The sequence below is a fragment of the Actinosynnema pretiosum genome, assembly GCF_024171695.1.
GTDB classification, from domain to species: domain Bacteria; phylum Actinomycetota; class Actinomycetes; order Mycobacteriales; family Pseudonocardiaceae; genus Actinosynnema; species Actinosynnema pretiosum.
The window spans coordinates 48,289-64,334 of the sequence record NZ_JAMTCF010000019.1 but is presented as its reverse complement, the minus strand read 5'-3'; the positions used below and the strand labels follow the sequence as shown (position 1 = coordinate 64,334).

Annotated in this window: 15 protein-coding genes; 7 read left to right on the top strand and 8 right to left on the bottom strand. The window is 73.2% G+C overall.

Going from position 1 to position 16,046, the window contains the following annotated elements; translation table 11 throughout:
• The first annotated feature begins 22 nt into the window (after window positions 1-22).
• On the top strand, window positions 23-715 hold the full coding sequence (locus tag LV78_RS31825) for an SDR family oxidoreductase (protein WP_253849724.1): 693 nt from the start codon (window positions 23-25) through the stop codon (window positions 713-715).
• Window positions 716-780: 65 nt separating this feature from the next.
• Here the strand turns inward: LV78_RS31825 and LV78_RS31820 are convergent, their stop codons facing one another.
• Window positions 781-3,267 (bottom strand): glycoside hydrolase family 9 protein, encoded by a 2,487-nt coding sequence (locus LV78_RS31820; RefSeq protein WP_253849723.1) that lies wholly within the window; start codon window positions 3,265-3,267, stop codon window positions 781-783.
• A 759-nt stretch (window positions 3,268-4,026) separates the two neighbouring features.
• Between LV78_RS31820 and LV78_RS31815 the strand changes: the two genes are divergently transcribed.
• Both LV78_RS31815 and LV78_RS31810 read left to right on the top strand, forming a co-directional pair.
• On the top strand, window positions 4,027-4,164 hold the full coding sequence (locus tag LV78_RS31815; RefSeq protein WP_253849722.1) for a hypothetical protein: 138 nt from the start codon (window positions 4,027-4,029) through the stop codon (window positions 4,162-4,164).
• A 141-nt stretch (window positions 4,165-4,305) separates the two neighbouring features.
• Window positions 4,306-5,352: a zinc-binding dehydrogenase gene (locus tag LV78_RS31810; RefSeq protein ID WP_425546861.1), complete on the top strand. Its 1,047-nt coding sequence runs from the start codon at window positions 4,306-4,308 to the stop codon at window positions 5,350-5,352.
• Here LV78_RS31810 and LV78_RS31805 read toward each other — a convergent pair.
• Window positions 5,345-5,497, bottom strand: a complete 153-nt coding sequence (locus tag LV78_RS31805; RefSeq protein WP_253849720.1) for a hypothetical protein — start codon at window positions 5,495-5,497, stop codon at window positions 5,345-5,347. The genes LV78_RS31810 and LV78_RS31805 overlap by 8 nt on opposite strands.
• A 789-nt stretch (window positions 5,498-6,286) precedes the next feature.
• Here LV78_RS31805 and LV78_RS41845 point away from each other — a divergent pair.
• Entirely contained in the window at window positions 6,287-7,393 is a 1,107-nt protein-coding gene (locus tag LV78_RS41845) for a glycoside hydrolase family 19 protein (protein WP_253849719.1), read from the top strand.
• A 278-nt stretch (window positions 7,394-7,671) separates the two neighbouring features.
• Here LV78_RS41845 and LV78_RS31795 read toward each other — a convergent pair whose 3' ends face one another.
• Window positions 7,672-8,226 (bottom strand): alpha/beta fold hydrolase, encoded by a 555-nt coding sequence (locus LV78_RS31795; protein WP_253849718.1) that lies wholly within the window; start codon window positions 8,224-8,226, stop codon window positions 7,672-7,674.
• Window positions 8,227-8,881: 655 nt separating this feature from the next.
• Between LV78_RS31795 and LV78_RS31790 the strand changes: the two genes are divergently transcribed.
• Window positions 8,882-9,679: a lytic polysaccharide monooxygenase gene (locus LV78_RS31790; protein WP_253849717.1), complete on the top strand. Its 798-nt coding sequence runs from the start codon at window positions 8,882-8,884 to the stop codon at window positions 9,677-9,679.
• A gap of 69 nt (window positions 9,680-9,748) precedes the next feature.
• Complete coding sequence (locus LV78_RS31785) at window positions 9,749-10,366, top strand: DUF305 domain-containing protein (protein WP_253849716.1); 618 nt, start codon at window positions 9,749-9,751, stop codon at window positions 10,364-10,366.
• A 63-nt stretch (window positions 10,367-10,429) separates the two neighbouring features.
• Here the strand turns inward: LV78_RS31785 and LV78_RS31780 are convergent, their stop codons facing one another.
• Window positions 10,430-11,338: an RluA family pseudouridine synthase gene (locus tag LV78_RS31780; protein WP_253849715.1), complete on the bottom strand. Its 909-nt coding sequence runs from the start codon at window positions 11,336-11,338 to the stop codon at window positions 10,430-10,432.
• 107 nt (window positions 11,339-11,445) lie between these two features.
• On the bottom strand, window positions 11,446-12,324 hold the full coding sequence (locus LV78_RS31775) for an SDR family oxidoreductase (protein ID WP_253849714.1): 879 nt from the start codon (window positions 12,322-12,324) through the stop codon (window positions 11,446-11,448).
• 100 nt (window positions 12,325-12,424) lie between these two features.
• On the opposite strand from LV78_RS31775, the gene LV78_RS31770 reads away from it, so the two are divergent.
• Entirely contained in the window at window positions 12,425-12,997 is a 573-nt protein-coding gene (locus LV78_RS31770) for a TetR/AcrR family transcriptional regulator (protein WP_253849713.1), read from the top strand.
• Window positions 12,998-13,176: 179 nt separating this feature from the next.
• Here the strand turns inward: LV78_RS31770 and LV78_RS31765 are convergent, their stop codons facing one another.
• From LV78_RS31765 to LV78_RS31755, 3 genes are all read right to left on the bottom strand, one after another.
• On the bottom strand, window positions 13,177-13,794 hold the full coding sequence (locus LV78_RS31765; protein WP_253849712.1) for a DUF4230 domain-containing protein: 618 nt from the start codon (window positions 13,792-13,794) through the stop codon (window positions 13,177-13,179).
• A gap of 135 nt (window positions 13,795-13,929) precedes the next feature.
• Window positions 13,930-15,279, bottom strand: a complete 1,350-nt coding sequence (locus LV78_RS31760) for a PucR family transcriptional regulator (RefSeq protein WP_253849711.1) — start codon at window positions 15,277-15,279, stop codon at window positions 13,930-13,932.
• Window positions 15,280-15,410: 131 nt separating this feature from the next.
• Window positions 15,411-16,016: a hypothetical protein gene (locus LV78_RS31755; protein WP_253849710.1), complete on the bottom strand. Its 606-nt coding sequence runs from the start codon at window positions 16,014-16,016 to the stop codon at window positions 15,411-15,413.
• Window positions 16,017-16,046: the final 30 nt, after the last annotated feature.

Here is a 16,046-nt window from a genome sequence, read left to right as displayed (position 1 = left end):
GAACCCAGTAGCGTGTTTCCCCATGAAATCAGGGGTTTTCGTGATCACGGGCGCAACGCGCGGCATCGGTGCGGCCACCGCGCGCATGGCCGAGCAGGCGGGCTACCGGGTCGTGCTCGCCGCGCGGGACGTCGACGCCCTGCGCGACCGGGAGGACGACCGGGTCCGCGCCCGCGCCTGCGACGTCCGCTCCTGGGAGCAGGTATCCGACCTGTTCGAGTGGGTCCTGGGGGAGTGGGGGCGGGTCGACGTGGTGCTCGCCAACGCCGGGACCAGCGTCGACACCTCGTTCACCACCGACGACGGCGACCCGCCCGACACCTGGACCGACATGGTCGTCACCAACGTGTGCGGCCCCGCGTTCACCGCCCGCGCCGCCATGCCCGCCCTGATCGCCTCGCGCGGGCACCTGCTGCTCACCGGCTCGGCGTCCGGGCGCGGCGTGCGGCCGGGGAACCTCTACTCGGCCACCAAGTGGGCCGTCACCGGGCTCGCCCAGGGCATCCGGGCCGAGTGCGTCGGCACCGGTGTGCGGGTCACCGTCGTGCAGCCGGGGCTGACCGACACCGGGTGCGTGCCCGCCTCCCGCGCCGACGACCCGAAGCTCGCGCCCGAGGACGTCGGCCGCGCCGTCATGTACGCGGTCTCGCAGCCGCCCGGCGTGGACGTCAACGAGATCCTGGTGCGGCCCGTCGGCCAGGCCGCGCACCGCTAGCCGAGCGCCCGGCGGGGGACCGGGAGTGCCGCGGTGGACCCCCGCCGGACGATGCCGCGCCTTGCTCAGCCCGCCGCGCAGCGGGCGCCGTTCACCGAGAACCCGGTCGGGTCCTGGTTCGTCCCGCCGTGCGAGCCGGTGAACCCGAGGTGCACCGAACCGCCGGGCGGCACCGAGCCGTTCCAGGCCGCGTTGGCGGCGCGCACCCGGCTGCCGTCCTGGCTCCACACGCCAGACCACGACTGGGTGATGCGCTGGTCACCGGGGAAGGTGAAGCCGAGCTCCCAGGCCGACCACGGCTGGTCACCGGTGTTGCGCAGCACCAGGTTCGCCGAGAAGCCGTTCGACCACGAGCTCGCCCGGTACGACACCGAGCAGCCGCCCTCCGGCTGCTGCGGCGCCTCCGCGACCTCCGCCGCCCACGAGGACAGCCACACCAGCGCCGAGTTCCAGTTCACCGTGACCTCGTTGACCGAGTACGCCTCGATGTGGTCCACGAAGCACTTCTGCGGCGCGCAGCCCTGCAGCAGCCTGGCCGCCACCGGGTCCTGCAGCGCGCTGTTCGGACCGCCCGACAGCACGCCGGGGGGCGCGATCGGCAGCGACGGGTCCAGCTGGTTCGCCCAGTGCCGGTGGTGCACGTTCCGCACCGGCTGCTCGCCGTAACCGGTGACGTAGGAGTACCCGACCGGGTTACGGCCCAGCAGGTAGTGCAGCGCCTCGAACGCCCCGTCCCGGTACTTCGCCTCACCCGTCAGGTCGAACGCCACGCTCAGCACGCCGCCGTTGTTGGCGATCAGGCCGTTCGAGCCCCAGTCGTAGTTCACCGTCTCGTACGGGGCCGGGTAGTTCTGCGCCGCCGCCTGCGCCAGCATCCCGTCCGCGACCTGGGCGAACCGGGCCCTGGTCGCCGCGACGTCGGCGGCGGGCAGGCCGTTCGGGACCAGGGCGAGCGTCACGTCGCCCAGCGGCGCGGTGTACGCCCAGTCGATGCCCCGGCCGTTCAGCGCGGCTGCCTTGTAGTGCGGCGACGAGGTGACGTCGGCGCGGTAGCCGGACTTGCCGGTGGTGGTCAGCAGCTCGGCCGCCGCCCAGTAGAACTCGTCGCTGACGTCGTTGTCGTTGTACGCGCCGCCGCCGGTGGCGTCGTTCGGGTCGGCGAGCTTGGCCGGGTTCGCCTTCGCCGCCGCGTAGGCGCGCTCGGCCGCCGCGAGGGTCCGGTCGGCGAACGCCGGGTCGACCGAGCGCCACAACCGCGCGGCCTGCGCCGCCACGGCCGCCGCGTTCAGGGTCGCCGCGGTGCTCGTCGGGGACAGCCTGCGGGCCTGCGGGTCCTGGTGCGGGAGCAGGGGGAGGCCGGTCCAGTTCACGTCGTGGATCTTGTGGTGGACCATGCCATCCGGGGCCTGCATCCTGAGCAGGAACTCGACCTCCCAGCGGGCCTCGTCCAGCACGTCCGGCACGCCGTTGCCGCTCTCCGGGATGTTCAGCTTCCCGTCGCCGAGCGCGGCGTCGGCGCCCTTGAGCTTGGCGCGCTCGTAGGCGTTGAGCACCTGCCAGACCGAGATGCCGCCGTTGACCACGTACTTGCCGTGGTCGCCCGCGTCGTACCAGCCGCCCCGCACGTCCAGGGTGTAGCCGCAGTCGACCAGGCAGCCGACGGCGCTGTCGCCCTTGTTCGGGGCGACGTCGACGTGACCGGCCGGGCGGGCGTAGGTCTCACCCACGTGGGCGGCCTCGATCGGGGTGCCGCTGCGCTGGTGGTAGAAGAACTTCAGCGCGTCGGTGCGGAGATCCGCCAGGTGGGTGGTGCCGATCTCGAACGGGAAGCTGGACTCCTCGCCGACGGTGAGCACGTAGTCCGCGCCCTCGGTCTCGACGGCGGAGAAGTCGATCAGGTGCACCGGGTCGCCCGAGGCCGCGTCGGCGGGCTTCGGGGTGGTGGTGCCGCTGGCGACGGTGGTCGCGCCCCTGGTGAGGGTCCACGGCTGCGGGGTGGTCGCCGGGTGCAGCGCGGTGGCGTGCTTCGGGCCCTTCGGCAGGTAGCCGACCTGGTCGACGAGGACCTTGCGCGCCGGGCCGGTGGGCTCGCCGCCCGGCGGCTTCACCCCGCCGACGAGGGAGACGTCGTCGACGCAGACCGTGCTCTCCTCGGGCAGCGCGCCCAGGTGGAAGGTGAGCTGGCCCGCGCCCGCGTCGGGGAAGTCCAGGTCCGAGGTGAAGGTGAAGGTGAAGGTCTGGCGCTCGGTGGTGAGCTGCACGTCGTGCTTGGCGATCTGGCGGTACGGGCTGACGCCCTCGCCGAGCGCGGCGGCTGCGGGGCGCGGTCGGTCGGCCCTGGCGGTGAACGTGAGCGCGTACTCCTGACCCGCCTCGAACGGGACGCCGTTCTGGCCGATCAGGGCGTCCCACGGGTTGGCGGTGCCGCCGGGGACCCGTGCGCACAGCTCGCCGTCGACGAGCCGGTTGGACACGCCGGAACCCGCCCACCAGGGGTCGGCGGTGCCGGAGGCGAACGACCCGTTGACGATCCGCTCGTAGGCCTGCGTCACGGTGGGTGACTGCCCCCGATCGGGGGTCGCCCGCTGGTCGGATTGTGCGGTGGCGGGGGCCGCAGTGGCTGCTGCGGCGAGCAGAGCCAGTGCCGCCGATGCGGCGATCGCACGCCGGGGGGCGGGGGTGCGCGGTCTCATGCGGTCTTCCTCCGTCTGCTCTGACGTCGGGTGAACACGGTTCTGGGAGCGCTCCCAGGGAGGGTAGGGGCAGTTCGGGGGCGGGGACAAGGACGGGCTTGACCTCCGGTGCGGTTCAGGTCGCAGGCTGGGTCTGGGTCTGGGTCTGGGTCTGGGTCGGGGCTGGGGCTGGGGCTGGGGTCGGGCTGAGGGCTGAGGGGTGGAGTTGGGCTGGAGTTGGGCTGGGGACTGGAGTTGGGCTGGGGGCTGAGGCTGGACCAGGGACCAAGGACCAGGGACCAGGGATCGGGGACCAGGGACCAGGGATCGGGGACCAGGGATCGGGGACCAGGGACCGGGGCCGGGGCCGGGGACCGGGGACTGGGGCTGGACTGGGGACTGGGGCGGGCGGGGGCGGCCATGAGGCGGGTCGGTGGCGACCTTAAGGCGGCGCGGTGGTGGCGAGTGGTGCTTGGCGGATTGGTGGTTGGGCCATGAGACGGGGCGGAGGGTGGCCATGAGGCGGGGTGGTGGCCCTGGGCGGCGCGGTGGTGGCGGGTGGTGGGTGGTGCCTGACGGGTTGGTAGTTGGGCCTGGGGGCGGCGCGGTGTTGGGCTGATGGTTGGGGCCTGGGGTGGCGTGGCCGTCGGCTTGGTGGCGGGCCAGGCGGTGGGTCTGGGGGTGGCCCAGGTCTGGCCGGGGGCGCCGGTGGTGAACCCAGGCCTGCCCAAGTCTGGCTGGGGCTGGCCGGGCCTGCCCAGGTCTGGCCAGGTCTAGCTGGGGCTGGCCAGGTCTAGTCGGGGCTAGCGGAGGCTGGCCGGGGGCCGGGTCTGGCCGGGTCTGGCCGGGTCTGGCCGGGTCTGGCCGGGGGTTGGGGGCGGGTGTCGGTGAAGGAGGAATTCGGTGCGGTTGGTGCGGGTGACGGAGTTCGGCGGGCCCGAGGTGCTGCGGGTGGAGCAGGTGGACGACCCGGTGCCGGGGGGCGGGCAGGTGCTGGTGGAGGTGGTCTGGGCGGCTGTCACGTTCGTGGAAACGCAGGCGCGCGCCGGTAACGCTCCGTGGCCGGTACGGGTTCCGTATGTGCCTGGCGGTGGGGTGGCTGGGGTGGTGACCGCAGTGGGGGACGGGGTGAGCGGGGAACTGCTGGGGCGGGTGGTGGCGGCCAGTACCGGGGGGAGCGGGGGGTACGCGGAGCGGGTGGTGGTGGACGCTGCGGAGGCGGTGGTGGTGCCGGAAGGGGTGGGCGTTGACGAGGCGGCGGCCCTGGTGGCGGATGGGCGGACGGCGGTGTTGAACCTTCGGGCGGCTGGGTTGGTGGTGGGGCCTGCCGCCGGGCGTGGTGATCTTGCAGAGTCGGGTGCGGGGGTCGGTGCTCAGCCGAGGGGCGGTGGTGCCGCTGCCGATGCGGCTGAGGGCGGAGGGCGGGTCCCGGATTCGGTGAAGCGCGTGCTGGTGCTCGCGGCAGCGGGTGGGGTGGGAAGCCTGCTCGTCCAACTGGCGACGGCTGCGGGGGCCGAGGTGGTGGGTGCGGCGGGTGGGACGCGCAAGGTCGGACTGGTCCGCGATCTGGGGGCAGCGCGTGCCGTGGACTACTCGATCACCGGCTGGGAGGGGTTGGTGGGCGAGGTGGACGTGGTCTTCGACGGCGTGGGCGGACCGCTGGGGCGGACGGCGCACGGCTTGCTGAGATCGGGCGGCCGGATGGTCAGCTACGGCTTGGCGAGCGGCGAGTGGTCCGCCGTCGACCCCGTGGATGCGGCTCGGCGCGGGGTTGAACTGGTGCGCCCGGAACGTCCGACCCCCGACCGGATCAGGGCGGCCTTCCGGGAAGCGCTTCGACACGCGGAGACCGGAACGCTGAAACCCGTCGTAGGCCAGCGGTTCCCCCTGGAACGCGCCCCCGAAGCCCACGCCGCAATCGAAGCCCGCCACACCGTGGGCAAAACCCTCCTCCGGGTCAATTGATCAAACGGCGTGCGATGTCGTTGATGGCGATGCGATTGACCGCTTGTTCGATGACGGACTGCTGACCGGGCGGTTCGCGCTCTCGGTTTCCCGATCCCGGTTGAACGGACCGTTCAACCCGGTTGGAAGCGAACGGACCGTTCACGGGGTTGAGGTGAACGGACCGTTCACTTGGGGCTGTGCGAGTTGACTCTTCGCTGGTCAGCGGTGATCGGTCCGTTTACCAGGGCTCGGTGGTGATTGGTCCGTTCACCCTCCTTGGGCGAGTGGTCCGTTCACTCAAACCGGCCTCGCTCCCATAGGTCCGACCCCGGCCCCACTCTCAGGTTTGAGATTGAGACCGGGATTGAGACCGAGACTGAGGCCGTGGCCGGGACTGAGACCGGGGTCGAGACCGAGCTTGAGACCGAGGCCGGGACCGGGGTCGAGTCCGAGTCCGAGTCCGAGTTGAAGTCGAGATCGGGAGTGGGGCAGCGTCGAGGTCGGGTCGGGTCGGGTCGGGTCGGGTCGGGTCGGGTTGTGGTTCGGGGCGGGCTGCCGTGGCCGTGGCCGTGGCCGCCGCCGTCGCCACCGTCATGTCGCGCAGCCGTTCAGTCGATCCTGGGTGGCACGCCGGTGATCTCGCCACCCGCCCGTCGCCCTCCTCCCGGTCGCGCGCCGGGTCCGCTCCCGCGCTCCCGCCGCCCCGCCCCCCAACCGCTATCCCGCACCCGAAACAGGTGGTGGTCCGCTGAAAACCGGGGTTCCCCCCACCCTCCGAACTTGATCGTCCACAATGGACCACATAGGGGTTGACCTGCATGGGAGCGCTCTCATTGTTAGGGGTTCGTCGCCCCCGAATGGAATCCGGATGGCCTTGACTGGTGTAGACCAATCCGGTTGAGTCTGGAGACTGTCAGGCACGCAAAGCGCCCCAACCGGGAGATGTGATCACGTGTCGAGAATCCGTGCGGTGGCGGCCTCCGCCGCCCTCGTCGTGGTGGCGGCGCTCGCGGCCGTCATCCCCGCGACCGCGGGCACCGAGCCCGCGAGCGCCAAGACCGCCGCGGCCGTCCAGGCGGACTGCAGTTGGACCACCTGGACCGCGGGCCAGTGGTACGCCGCTGGCTCCATCGTGAAGTACACCGACGGCAAGTACTACATCGCCGAGCACGAGAACCCCGGTTACGACCCGGTCATCAGCACCTGGTACTGGGAGCCGCACAACGGGTGCGGCGGCGGCACCCAGCCCGGCAACGGCAACTGCAACCACCCGAACTGGGTGGCCGGTCAGTGGTACGCCGCCGGGTCCATCGTGAAGTACACGAACGGCAAGTACTACATCGCCGAGCACGAGAACCCCGGTTACGACCCGGTGATCAGCACTTGGTACTGGAAGCCGCACACCTGCGGCGGCGGTGGCGACCAGCCGCCGAACCCCGGTTCGTTCGTGGTCAGCGAGTCGCAGTTCAACTCGATGTTCCCCGGCCGGAACTCCTTCTACTCCTACAGCGGTCTCGTGGCGGCGCTCAGCGCGTACCCCGGCTTCGCCAACACGGGCAGCGACACGGTGAAGAAGCAGGAGGCGGCGGCCTTCCTGGCCAACGTCAACCACGAGACCGGCGGGCTGGTCCACATCGTGGAGCAGAACACCGCGAACTACCCGCACTACTGCGACACCGGCCAGCCGTACGGGTGCCCGGCGGGCAACGCCGCGTACTACGGCCGCGGCCCGATCCAGCTCAGCTGGAACTTCAACTACAAGGCCGCGGGCGACGCGCTGGGCCTGCCGCTGCTGACCAACCCGTGGCTGGTGCAGAACGACTCGGCCGTGGCCTGGAAGACCGCGCTCTGGTACTGGAACACCCAGACCGGTCCCGGCACCATGACCCCGCACAACGCGATGGTCAACGGGCGCGGCTTCGGCGAGACGATCCGCAGCATCAACGGGTCGATCGAGTGCAACGGCGGCAACCCCGGTCAGGTCCAGAGCCGGGTCGACGCCTACAACCGCTTCGTCGGGGTGCTGGGCGCCACGCCGGGCGGCAACCTGTACTGCTGATCGTCGGCCCGGACGGTGGTGGGCCGCTCTCGACCCCACCACCGGCGGACCTCCGCTGACGAGCAGCGCTGAAGGGCCCCTTCCCGCACCGGGACGACCGGTGTGGGGAGGGGCCCTCGGCGTTAGCAGCGGGGCGGTCGACCACCGGCGGGCGGTCGACCACAGTTAGGGCGATCAACCCCTGGCGGGGCGGTCGATCCCTGGCAGAGCGGTCGACCACCGGCAGAGCGATCAACCACTGACGGGGTGAGGAAGTCCTTGCGGGCGAAGGAGAGCGGCTAGCCCACGCCCAGGTGCGCCAGCACCGCCCAGCCGAAGGCGCCCGGCGACCCGGTCCACGGCGGGCTCCCGGCGTCCGGCAGCACCACCCTGCGCACCGACGGCGCCTCGTCGGACAGCAGCTCCGCCCACTCCGTCGGCTCGCCGCCCTCCACCAGCAGCGTCGGCGGGGCCAGGCCCGCGCAGCCGGGCGGGAACTCCGGCTCGCCGTCCGGCACGCACACCAGCGCCTCCACCCGCTCCGGCCGCGCGAGCGCGTAGCGCAGCGCCACCGCCGCGCCGGAACCGTGCCCCAGCAACGACATCGTGTCCAGCGCGAAGTGCTCCCGCGCCGCCTCCGCGTCCCGCTCGGCGTGCTCCGGCCGCACCGCGCAGCGGATCACCCGCAGTCTCGGCGCGAGCAGCTCGGCCAAACCGGTCAGGTCCTCGGGGTGCTCGCCGCACAGCAGGAGCGCGTCGCCCGCGCCCGCCTCGGCGGCGGGCAGCGCCGTGCCGTCGTGCGCCGTCACCGAGTGCGGGACGGCCGCGCGCCACCGCGGTTCCGAGTGCTCCACGTCCACGTGATTACCCGTTCTCCCCGCGCCGACGCGCCGGGGGTGGAGGCGGGCCGGTCGCGGCGGCGGCCGACGTGCCGCCGCGACCGGCCCGAGGGGTCGCCGGGCGCGGGGAAAGCGCCCGGCGCGACCAGGGGTGCGGGAAACCGGGCGGTCCGGCCTCGGAATTCGGCGTCGCACCGAAAACGCGCTCCGACGAGCGGCGCGCACCCGAGTTCCACGCCTTCTGGAAAGGTCTCCGCTCTATCCGGGAAGCACCACCTCGACGCCCCGGTCGAACACCGCCCGGATTTCCACCGCACGCCCTGATCGATTCGGCCACGGCCGGTCCCGCCGCCGTCGCAGCGCGTGGTCGGCACCCCGGCCCGCCGCGTCCCACCCCTGGTGACGCGGCTCGCGATCGGCGTGCCGCCCTTGCGCCGCATGGCCCTCACGTGGTGGTCTACGTGACGTCACGCCAGTTGGTTCACTACCTTGACCCGCTTGACAATATCGCTTTATGGTCTAGACCACGCGATGGTCGACGTCTCCCTCCTGAAGGCGCGCCGATACCCAAACCCTGCGGGTCCGGCACACCTGGACGTCCTCTCTCGCGCACGAAACCCTGCCAAGGGCGCGCTCTCGGAGCGCGCCCTCGTGAGGAGCTGGACACCTGATGGAATTCAAGCGAAAGCTCGCGGCGGTCCTCGCCGGCGTGGGCGTCACCCCGTTCCTCGTCGTGCTGGCCGCGGGCAGCGCCAGCGCGCACGGCTACGTCTCGTCGCCGCCGAGCAGGCAGGCGTTCTGCGCCCAGGGCGCGGTCCCCTGCGGCAACATCAAGTACGAGCCCCAGAGCGTCGAGGGCCCCAAGGGCCTCACCAGCTGCGACGCCGGCCTGAGCCAGTTCTCCGAGCTGAACGACGACAGCCGCGACTGGCCGACCACCAACGTCAGCGGCAAGGCCACCTTCAACTGGACCCTGACCGCGCGGCACGCCACCGCGACCTGGCAGTACTTCATCGGCGGCCAGAAGATCGCCGAGTTCAACGACGGCAACAAGATCCCCGGCGCGACCGTGAGCCACTCGGTCGACCTCGGTGGGCGCACCGGCAAGCAGAAGGTGCTCGCCGTGTGGAACATCGGCGACACGCCCATGGCGTTCTACAGCTGCATCGACCTGCAGGTCGGTGGCGGCGGCACCAATCCCGAGCCGCCCACCAGCAGCAAGCCGCAGCCGCCGACCACCACCCAGCCTCCCGGCACCACGCCGCCGAGCAGCTCCCCCAGCGCGCCGAAGCCGACCACCACCACGCAGAAGCCGCCGTCGGGCGGTGGCGAGTGGGCGCCCAACACGCCCTACAAGACCGGCGACCAGGTGACCTACAGCGGCGCCACCTACAAGTGCATCCAGGGGCACACCACCCTCCCCGGCTGGGAGCCCTCCGCCACGCCCGCCCTGTGGCAGCGGCTCTGACCACCGGCTGATCGCGCCCCCGGCCAGCGCCGGGGGCGCGTCCCCCTGCCCTTGAGGAGCACGAAGCCCATGGCACAGAACAAGAACAGGCGCGCCACCGGCGTCGTCGCGCTGCTCGCGGGCGCGCTGCTGCTGTCCGCCTGCGGGTCGGGCGGCGACGCCGGGCCCACCCCTGCCGCCGCGACCGGTTCGGCGGGCCAGGCCGCGTCCGGGCAGAGCGCGGGCGACCACAACGCCAGCGACGTCATGTACCTCCAGATGGCGATCGAGCACCACCGCCAGGGCCAGGACCTGGTGGAGCTGGCCGAGACCCGCGCCACCCGCGACGAGATCAAGACCCTCGCCTCGGCCATCCAGGTCACCCAGAAGTCCGAAGTGGACAGCATGGTGTCCTGGCTCAAGGAGTGGGGCGAGCCCGAGTCCTCCGGCACCGACCCGCAGGTCCACGCCGACCACGGCGGCGACCACTCCACCAGCCCCGAGCTGATCGCCGAGGTCGCGGGCAAGAGCGGCGCCGAGTTCGAGACGGCCTTCCTGAACCTGCTCATCGCGCACCAGCACAACGCGGTCGACCTGACCAAGGTCGTGCGGGAGAACGGCGTGAACCAGCAGACCAAGGAGCTGGCCGAGCGCGTGTTCCAGTCCCGGACCGCGCAGATCACCCAGATGCTCAAGTACCTGAGCTGACCGGGGTCCCCCTGGACGACCGCGCGGCGCGGGCGGGTGTGGCACCACCCGCCCGCGCCGGGCTCACCCCCAGGCCTGGAGCGCCAGCGAGCTGGTGAACCGGCGGTGCTCGCCGGTCACCGGGTCGGTGAACTCCAGCACCTTCGCCAGCAGCTGCAGCGGGTCGGTGAAGTCGTCCAGCGGCTTCTCCCGCAGCACCGGGTAGAAGTCGTCGCCCACGATCGGCACGCCGAGCCCGCTCAGGTGCACCCGCAGCTGGTGCGTGCGCCCGGTCGTCGGCAGCAACCGGTAGCGGCCCAGGTCCCCCTCGCGCTCCACCAGCTCCACGCGCGTCTCCGCGTTTACCGGCCCCGGCACCTCCTGGGCGGTGATCACGCCCTTCTCCTTCACGATCCGGCTGCGCACCACGCGCGGCAGCTCCAGGTCGTCGCGCACCGGGGCGATCGCCTCGTACTCCTTGCGCACCAGGCGATCGGCGAACATCGTCTGGTACCGCCCGCGCAGCGCCGGGTCGACCACGAACATCACCAGCCCGGCCGTGACCCGGTCCAGCCGGTGCGCCGGGCTGAGCGCGGGCAGGCCGAGGTCGCGGCGCAGGCGCACCAGCGCGGTCTCCACGACGTGCTTGCCGCGCGGGATCGTGGCCAGGAAGTGCGGCTTGTCCACGACCAGGATCGCGTCGTCGCGGTGCACCACGGAGATCTCGAAGGGGACCGGGACCTCGACCGGCAGGTCCCGGTGGAACCACACCGCGCCGCCGGGTGTGAACGGTGCGTCCGGCGCGACCGGTCCGGCCAGGTCGTGCACCCGGCCCTCGGCGAGCATCAGGTCGACCCGCTCGGCGGGGACGGGGAGCCGGTCGACCAGGTGGTCGCGCAGCGTCGCCCACGGCCCGTCCTCCGGCATCCGCACCCTGGCCGGGTCCAACCCGTGCCGCTGGGACAGCCCGGCCGGTCTCTGCTTGCGCCTCACCCGGACATTGTCGCTGATCGGGAGCGCGGTCCGGGACGCCCGTGACGCGGCGGGACGGTGACGCGGGACGCCCGTGACGCGGTGGGGCGGGGGCGCGACGATCCGGCTCAGGCGAAGTAGTGCCCGGCCTCCAGGTCCGCCAGCAGGCCGGGACCGGTCGGGCGCCAGTCGAAGGACTCGGCGGTCAGCGCGGCCGACGACGGCTGGTCCACGCCCATCAGCGCGCCGACGAACCCCAGCCCCGAGAGGTCGCCGCTGCCCGAGGGCACGCCGAGGCGGCGTCCGATGACCTCCGCCACCGCGCGCAGCGGCACGCCCTCGTCGCCGACCGCGTGCAGCACCGCGCCCGCCTCGGCCCGCTCCAGCGCCACCCGGTACAGCCGGGCCGCGTCGCGCACGTGCACGGCGGGCCAGCGCTGGGACCCGTCGCCCGCGTGCACCGACCTGCCGGTCCCCCTGGCCGCCTCGACCAGCATCGCCACGAACCCGTGGTCGCCCTCGCCGTGCACGGACCTGGGCAGGCGCAGCACGGACACCCGCACGCCCCGCTCGGCCAGCCCCAGCGCCAGCGCGACGTTCCCACCCCGGTCGCCGGGCGCGCCGGTGGGCGCCAGGCCGTCGTGCTCGGTGGACGCCCGACCCGCGACGAACGGCGTGCCCGCCGTGACCACCAGGGGCTTCCCGGTGCCCGCCAGCACGTCGCCGAACGCCGCGATGGCCGCCGCGTCGATCTCGACGGCCTCGGCGAACCGGGTGAAGTCGTGCACGAACGCCAGGTGGACCACCCCGTCCGCCGCCTCGGCGCCCGCGCGCAGCACCGCCAGGTCGGTCAGGTCGCCGCGCAGCACCCGCGCGCCCGCCGCCTCCACGGCCGCCGCCGACGCGTCCGACCTGGCGAGGCCGGTGACCTCGTGGCCCGCCGCGATCAGCTCGGGGACGACCGCCCGGCCGACCCAGCCGGACGCGCCCGTGACGAGAACCCGCATGTCCCACTCCTCCGCGTGCCGCCCCACCGCCAGTGATGGGACTTGGTCTCATGACCGTAGCACAGTGATGGGACCGAGTCCTGTCGCATAGGATGGGGGCATGGGCAGATGGGAGCCGAACGCCCGCGAGCGGCTGCAGCGGTCGGCGCTCGCGCTGTTCGCCGAGCGCGGGTACGACAGCACCACCGCCGCCGGGATCGCCGAGGGCGCGGGGCTGGGCAAGAGCACGTTCTTCCGGCACTTCGCGGACAAGCGCGAGGTGCTCTTCGACGGGCAGGAGTCGCTGAACGAGGCCCTGGTCGCCGCGATCGCCGCCGCGCCCGCCGAGGCCGGTCCGTACGAGGTGATCGGCCTGGCGCTGGACGCGATGGGCGCGTTCTTCGGGCCGGAGCGGCTGGAGTGGGCGAGGCAGCGGCAGGCCGTCGTGCAGGCGCACAGCGAGCTGCGCGAGCGCGAGCTGCTCAAGATCGCCTCGCTCACCGAGGCGTTCGCCACCTCGCTGCGGGCGCGCGGCCTGGACGCGACGGCCGCCGGGGTCGCGGCGGAGCTGGGCGGGCTGGCGTTCCGGGCCGCGTTCGCCGGGTGGATCGCCCCGGACAACGGGCTGGGCTTCCCGGAGGTGGCGCGGCGGGAGCTCGCGGCGGTGCGGGAGGCGGCGGCCTCGCTCGGCTGAGCGCGGGGGCGGCGCGCCGGGCCGTTGCTCGGGACCGTTGCCCAGGACCGGTGCGCGGGACCGGTGCGCGGAACCATTGCGCGGCAAGGGGAACGAGAGCGGGACGGGCCCTTGAGGACCCGTCCCGCGACAGCTGGTCGACCTGCGCCCGCCGGTTCGCCCCGGTCAGCCCGCTCCGGTCAGTCGTCCGACCCCCGGAAGCTCACCTGGTAGCCGAGCGCCCCGAGCATCCCGGTCAGCATCTTCTTCGTGCTGTCCACCGCGCGCTTGCGCAGCTCCGAGGTCTGCGCGGCCTCGGCCAGCTTCTGCTCGGCCGCCACGTAGAACGCCTGCTGGTCCTGGGTCTCCACCAGCGAGGCCAGCCGGTCGAACAGCCCGCGCTCCTGCGCGAACACGTAGCACTTGTCCTGCTGGAGGTTCGGCTTGTCCAGCTGCGGCGACGGCAGGTCGATCTCGACCGTCCTGTTCTCCTGCGACACGGTCATGGCCCGCTCGTCCATGCCGCCGAAGTCCACGAACGCGTTGACCGTTCCCGCCGCGACGAACAGGGTCCGCTGCCCGGCCAGCGCGCTCGGCACGAACTTGACGTCCTGCTCGATGTCGAGCACCACCTGGTAGTCGCCCGCCGCCGCGTGGAACTGGCTCAGGTCCCGCAACGACTTCAGCACGGCCGGCTGCGACCGGTCGACGACGTCGGTGCCGAACGGGTCCCACGCCTTCGTCAGCGTGAGCGCGCCGAGCACGGAAGCGGCCAGCAGGACCACGACCCCGGCGAGCACGCCGATGCGCCTCTTCATGCGCCGGGTGTACCCGATCGCGGGCGCGCGCAACCGACCGGGGTGCGGTCGCTTCGGGACGTGGCTTCGGGGTCGCGCCGCGAGGGGCGGGTTCCCCCAGGCAGGGAGGGGGAACCCGCCCGTCCCGCAGCGGCGTCAGCGGGGCTTGGCGGGGGAGCGGGCCGGGTGGCGCGGACGCGGGGCCTGCGCGCGCGGGGGCCGGATCGCCTGCGCCTGCGGGGGAGTGCCGGTCGCGCGGGACGGCAGGGCCGTCACCTCGGCGCGCGGGACCGGTTTGGCGTCGTGCAGCAGCAGCCGCGCGCGCAGCGCCATCTCCAGCGCCAACCGCTCGTCCGGGTCGTCCAACCGGTCGCCGAGCAGCCGCTCCACCTGGTGCATCCGGTAGCGGACGGTCTGCGGGTGCACGCCCAGCCTGGCCGCCACCTCCACCACCCCGCCCCTGGTGCCCAGCCACGCCAGCAGCGTCGTCTCCAGGCGGTGCCGCTGCTTGGCGGTCAGGTGCGCGAACACCTCCAGCGCCCGCCCCACCAGGGTCTCCACCAGGAACTCGTCGGCCAGCAGCGCCAGCACCGCCAGGTGCTCCTCGCACCAGGTGACCCGCGCCTGCGGCAGCAACCCGCGCCGCACCAGCCCGAGCGCCCGCCGCGCGCAGCCCAGCGACCGGCGCGCGTCGGCCAGCGGCACCACCGGACCCACGGCCGCCCTGCGCCCGCGCAGCTCGGCCTCCAGCCCGCGCCGGTCGACGGGACCGCCCAGCACCAGGCAGGGCTCGGAGCTCTCCAGGTCGAGCAGCACGTCCCGGCCGAACGCGGGCGACGGCAGCTGGTGCTGGTCCTCCCGGTACTCCAGCGCCACCACCGCGACCCGCTCCGGCAGCCGCCAGTCCGTGGACGCGGCCAGGTCCGCCAGCGACCGGGCCGACGCCGGGGACTCGCCCAGCAGCACCTTGAGCAGCTGCCTGCGCCTGCGCTCCAGCGCGCCGCTCGCCCCGGCCTGCGCCTCGGTGTAGCCCTCGACGGCGACCCGGCACAGCTCGTCCACCCAGGCGAAGATCGCGTCGGCCACGGCGAACAGCGCGTCGCTGGGCAGCCCCAGCTCGCGCCCGTGCTCGCTCAGGTGCCGCCACACCACGCGCGCCCCGACCCGCACCGCGTTCTGCAGCGCGTCCATCGTGCGCCCTTCGAGGAACTCGACCCGGCCGCTGTAGCGCAGCACCGCCTGCCAGTCGCCGGTCGGCGCGTCCGGGTCGACGATCGTCTCGAAGCACTGGACGATCGCGGTCTCCACCGAGCCGACCAGCACCTCGCGGAACTTGCCCTCCAGGGGCTGGGCGTAGGCGGGGACGGAGCGCCGGATCTCCTGCACGGCGTCGCGCACCAGCACGCCCGCGAGCGGTTGGAGCCTGCGCGCCAGGTCGGGGGGCACCGACGACCACGGCGCGGACCCGCGCGACCGGGCGCCCCGGCCGCTCACTGGCATCGCCATGCGCGTCGCCTCCGTCGGGCGGAGCACCGCCGTTGGGACCCCGCCCGACTGACCATAAAACACCGGGTCGGGGAGTCAAACGACCATTCGGAGTGCTCAGCGGCGTCCCGAGGGGGCGTGCGGCGGGGCGATCAGCCCCTCTCCTCGCGCTCTTCGCGGTCCTCGCGGTCCTCGCCGCGCTTGCGCAGGAACGTGAAACCGGGGATGCCGAGCACGGCCTGGCGCACGTCGTCGGCGATCTCCATGAGCTGGTGGATGTCCGGGCCGACCCGGTCCAGGGTGGCGAGCATCGGCAGCACGTCCTCCAGCAGGTGCTTGGTGAGCACCGGGAGCTGGTCGACCAGCTCGATGGCGGCGTCGATCTCCTGCTCGGTGAGGTCGTCCACGAACCGCTTGGCCAGCGGCTGGGCCTGCTCGGCCAGCGGGGCGTAGGACTCCAGCAGCTCGCGCGCGGTCCGCGCGGCGGACCCGGCGTCGGTGGTGATGGCGGTCGCGGTGGTGGTGAGGTCCTGCGCGGTGGTCGTGACGAGCTCGGCCTTGGCGGTCACCGCGCCTGCCCGCGCGACCAGCGCCTCGGTCTCGTCGAGCACGGCGCGGGTGCGCGCGAGCAGCTCCTCCGCCCCGCGCACGACGGCCTCGGCCGAGGTGAGCAGCCCGAGCACCCGACCGGGCACGGAGACCGCGGTTTCCACGGTCGAGCGGGCGAGTCCGAACAGGGCACGCGGCGTCAGTTCCACCGGTCCAGTCTGCCGCACCGGCGGAACCGA

Coding starts and splice junctions, on each gene's coding strand:
- LV78_RS31770 (WP_253849713.1), top strand. CDS start 12,425: ATGGGCAGATGGGAGCCGAACGCCCGCGAGCGGCTGCAGCGGTCGGCG.
- LV78_RS31760 (WP_253849711.1), bottom strand. CDS start 15,279: ATGGCGATGCCAGTGAGCGGCCGGGGCGCCCGGTCGCGCGGGTCCGCG.
- LV78_RS31825 (WP_253849724.1), top strand. CDS start 23: ATGAAATCAGGGGTTTTCGTGATCACGGGCGCAACGCGCGGCATCGGT.
- LV78_RS31785 (WP_253849716.1), top strand. CDS start 9,749: ATGGCACAGAACAAGAACAGGCGCGCCACCGGCGTCGTCGCGCTGCTC.
- LV78_RS31790 (WP_253849717.1), top strand. CDS start 8,882: ATGGAATTCAAGCGAAAGCTCGCGGCGGTCCTCGCCGGCGTGGGCGTC.
- LV78_RS31775 (WP_253849714.1), bottom strand. CDS start 12,324: ATGCGGGTTCTCGTCACGGGCGCGTCCGGCTGGGTCGGCCGGGCGGTC.
- LV78_RS31765 (WP_253849712.1), bottom strand. CDS start 13,794: ATGAAGAGGCGCATCGGCGTGCTCGCCGGGGTCGTGGTCCTGCTGGCC.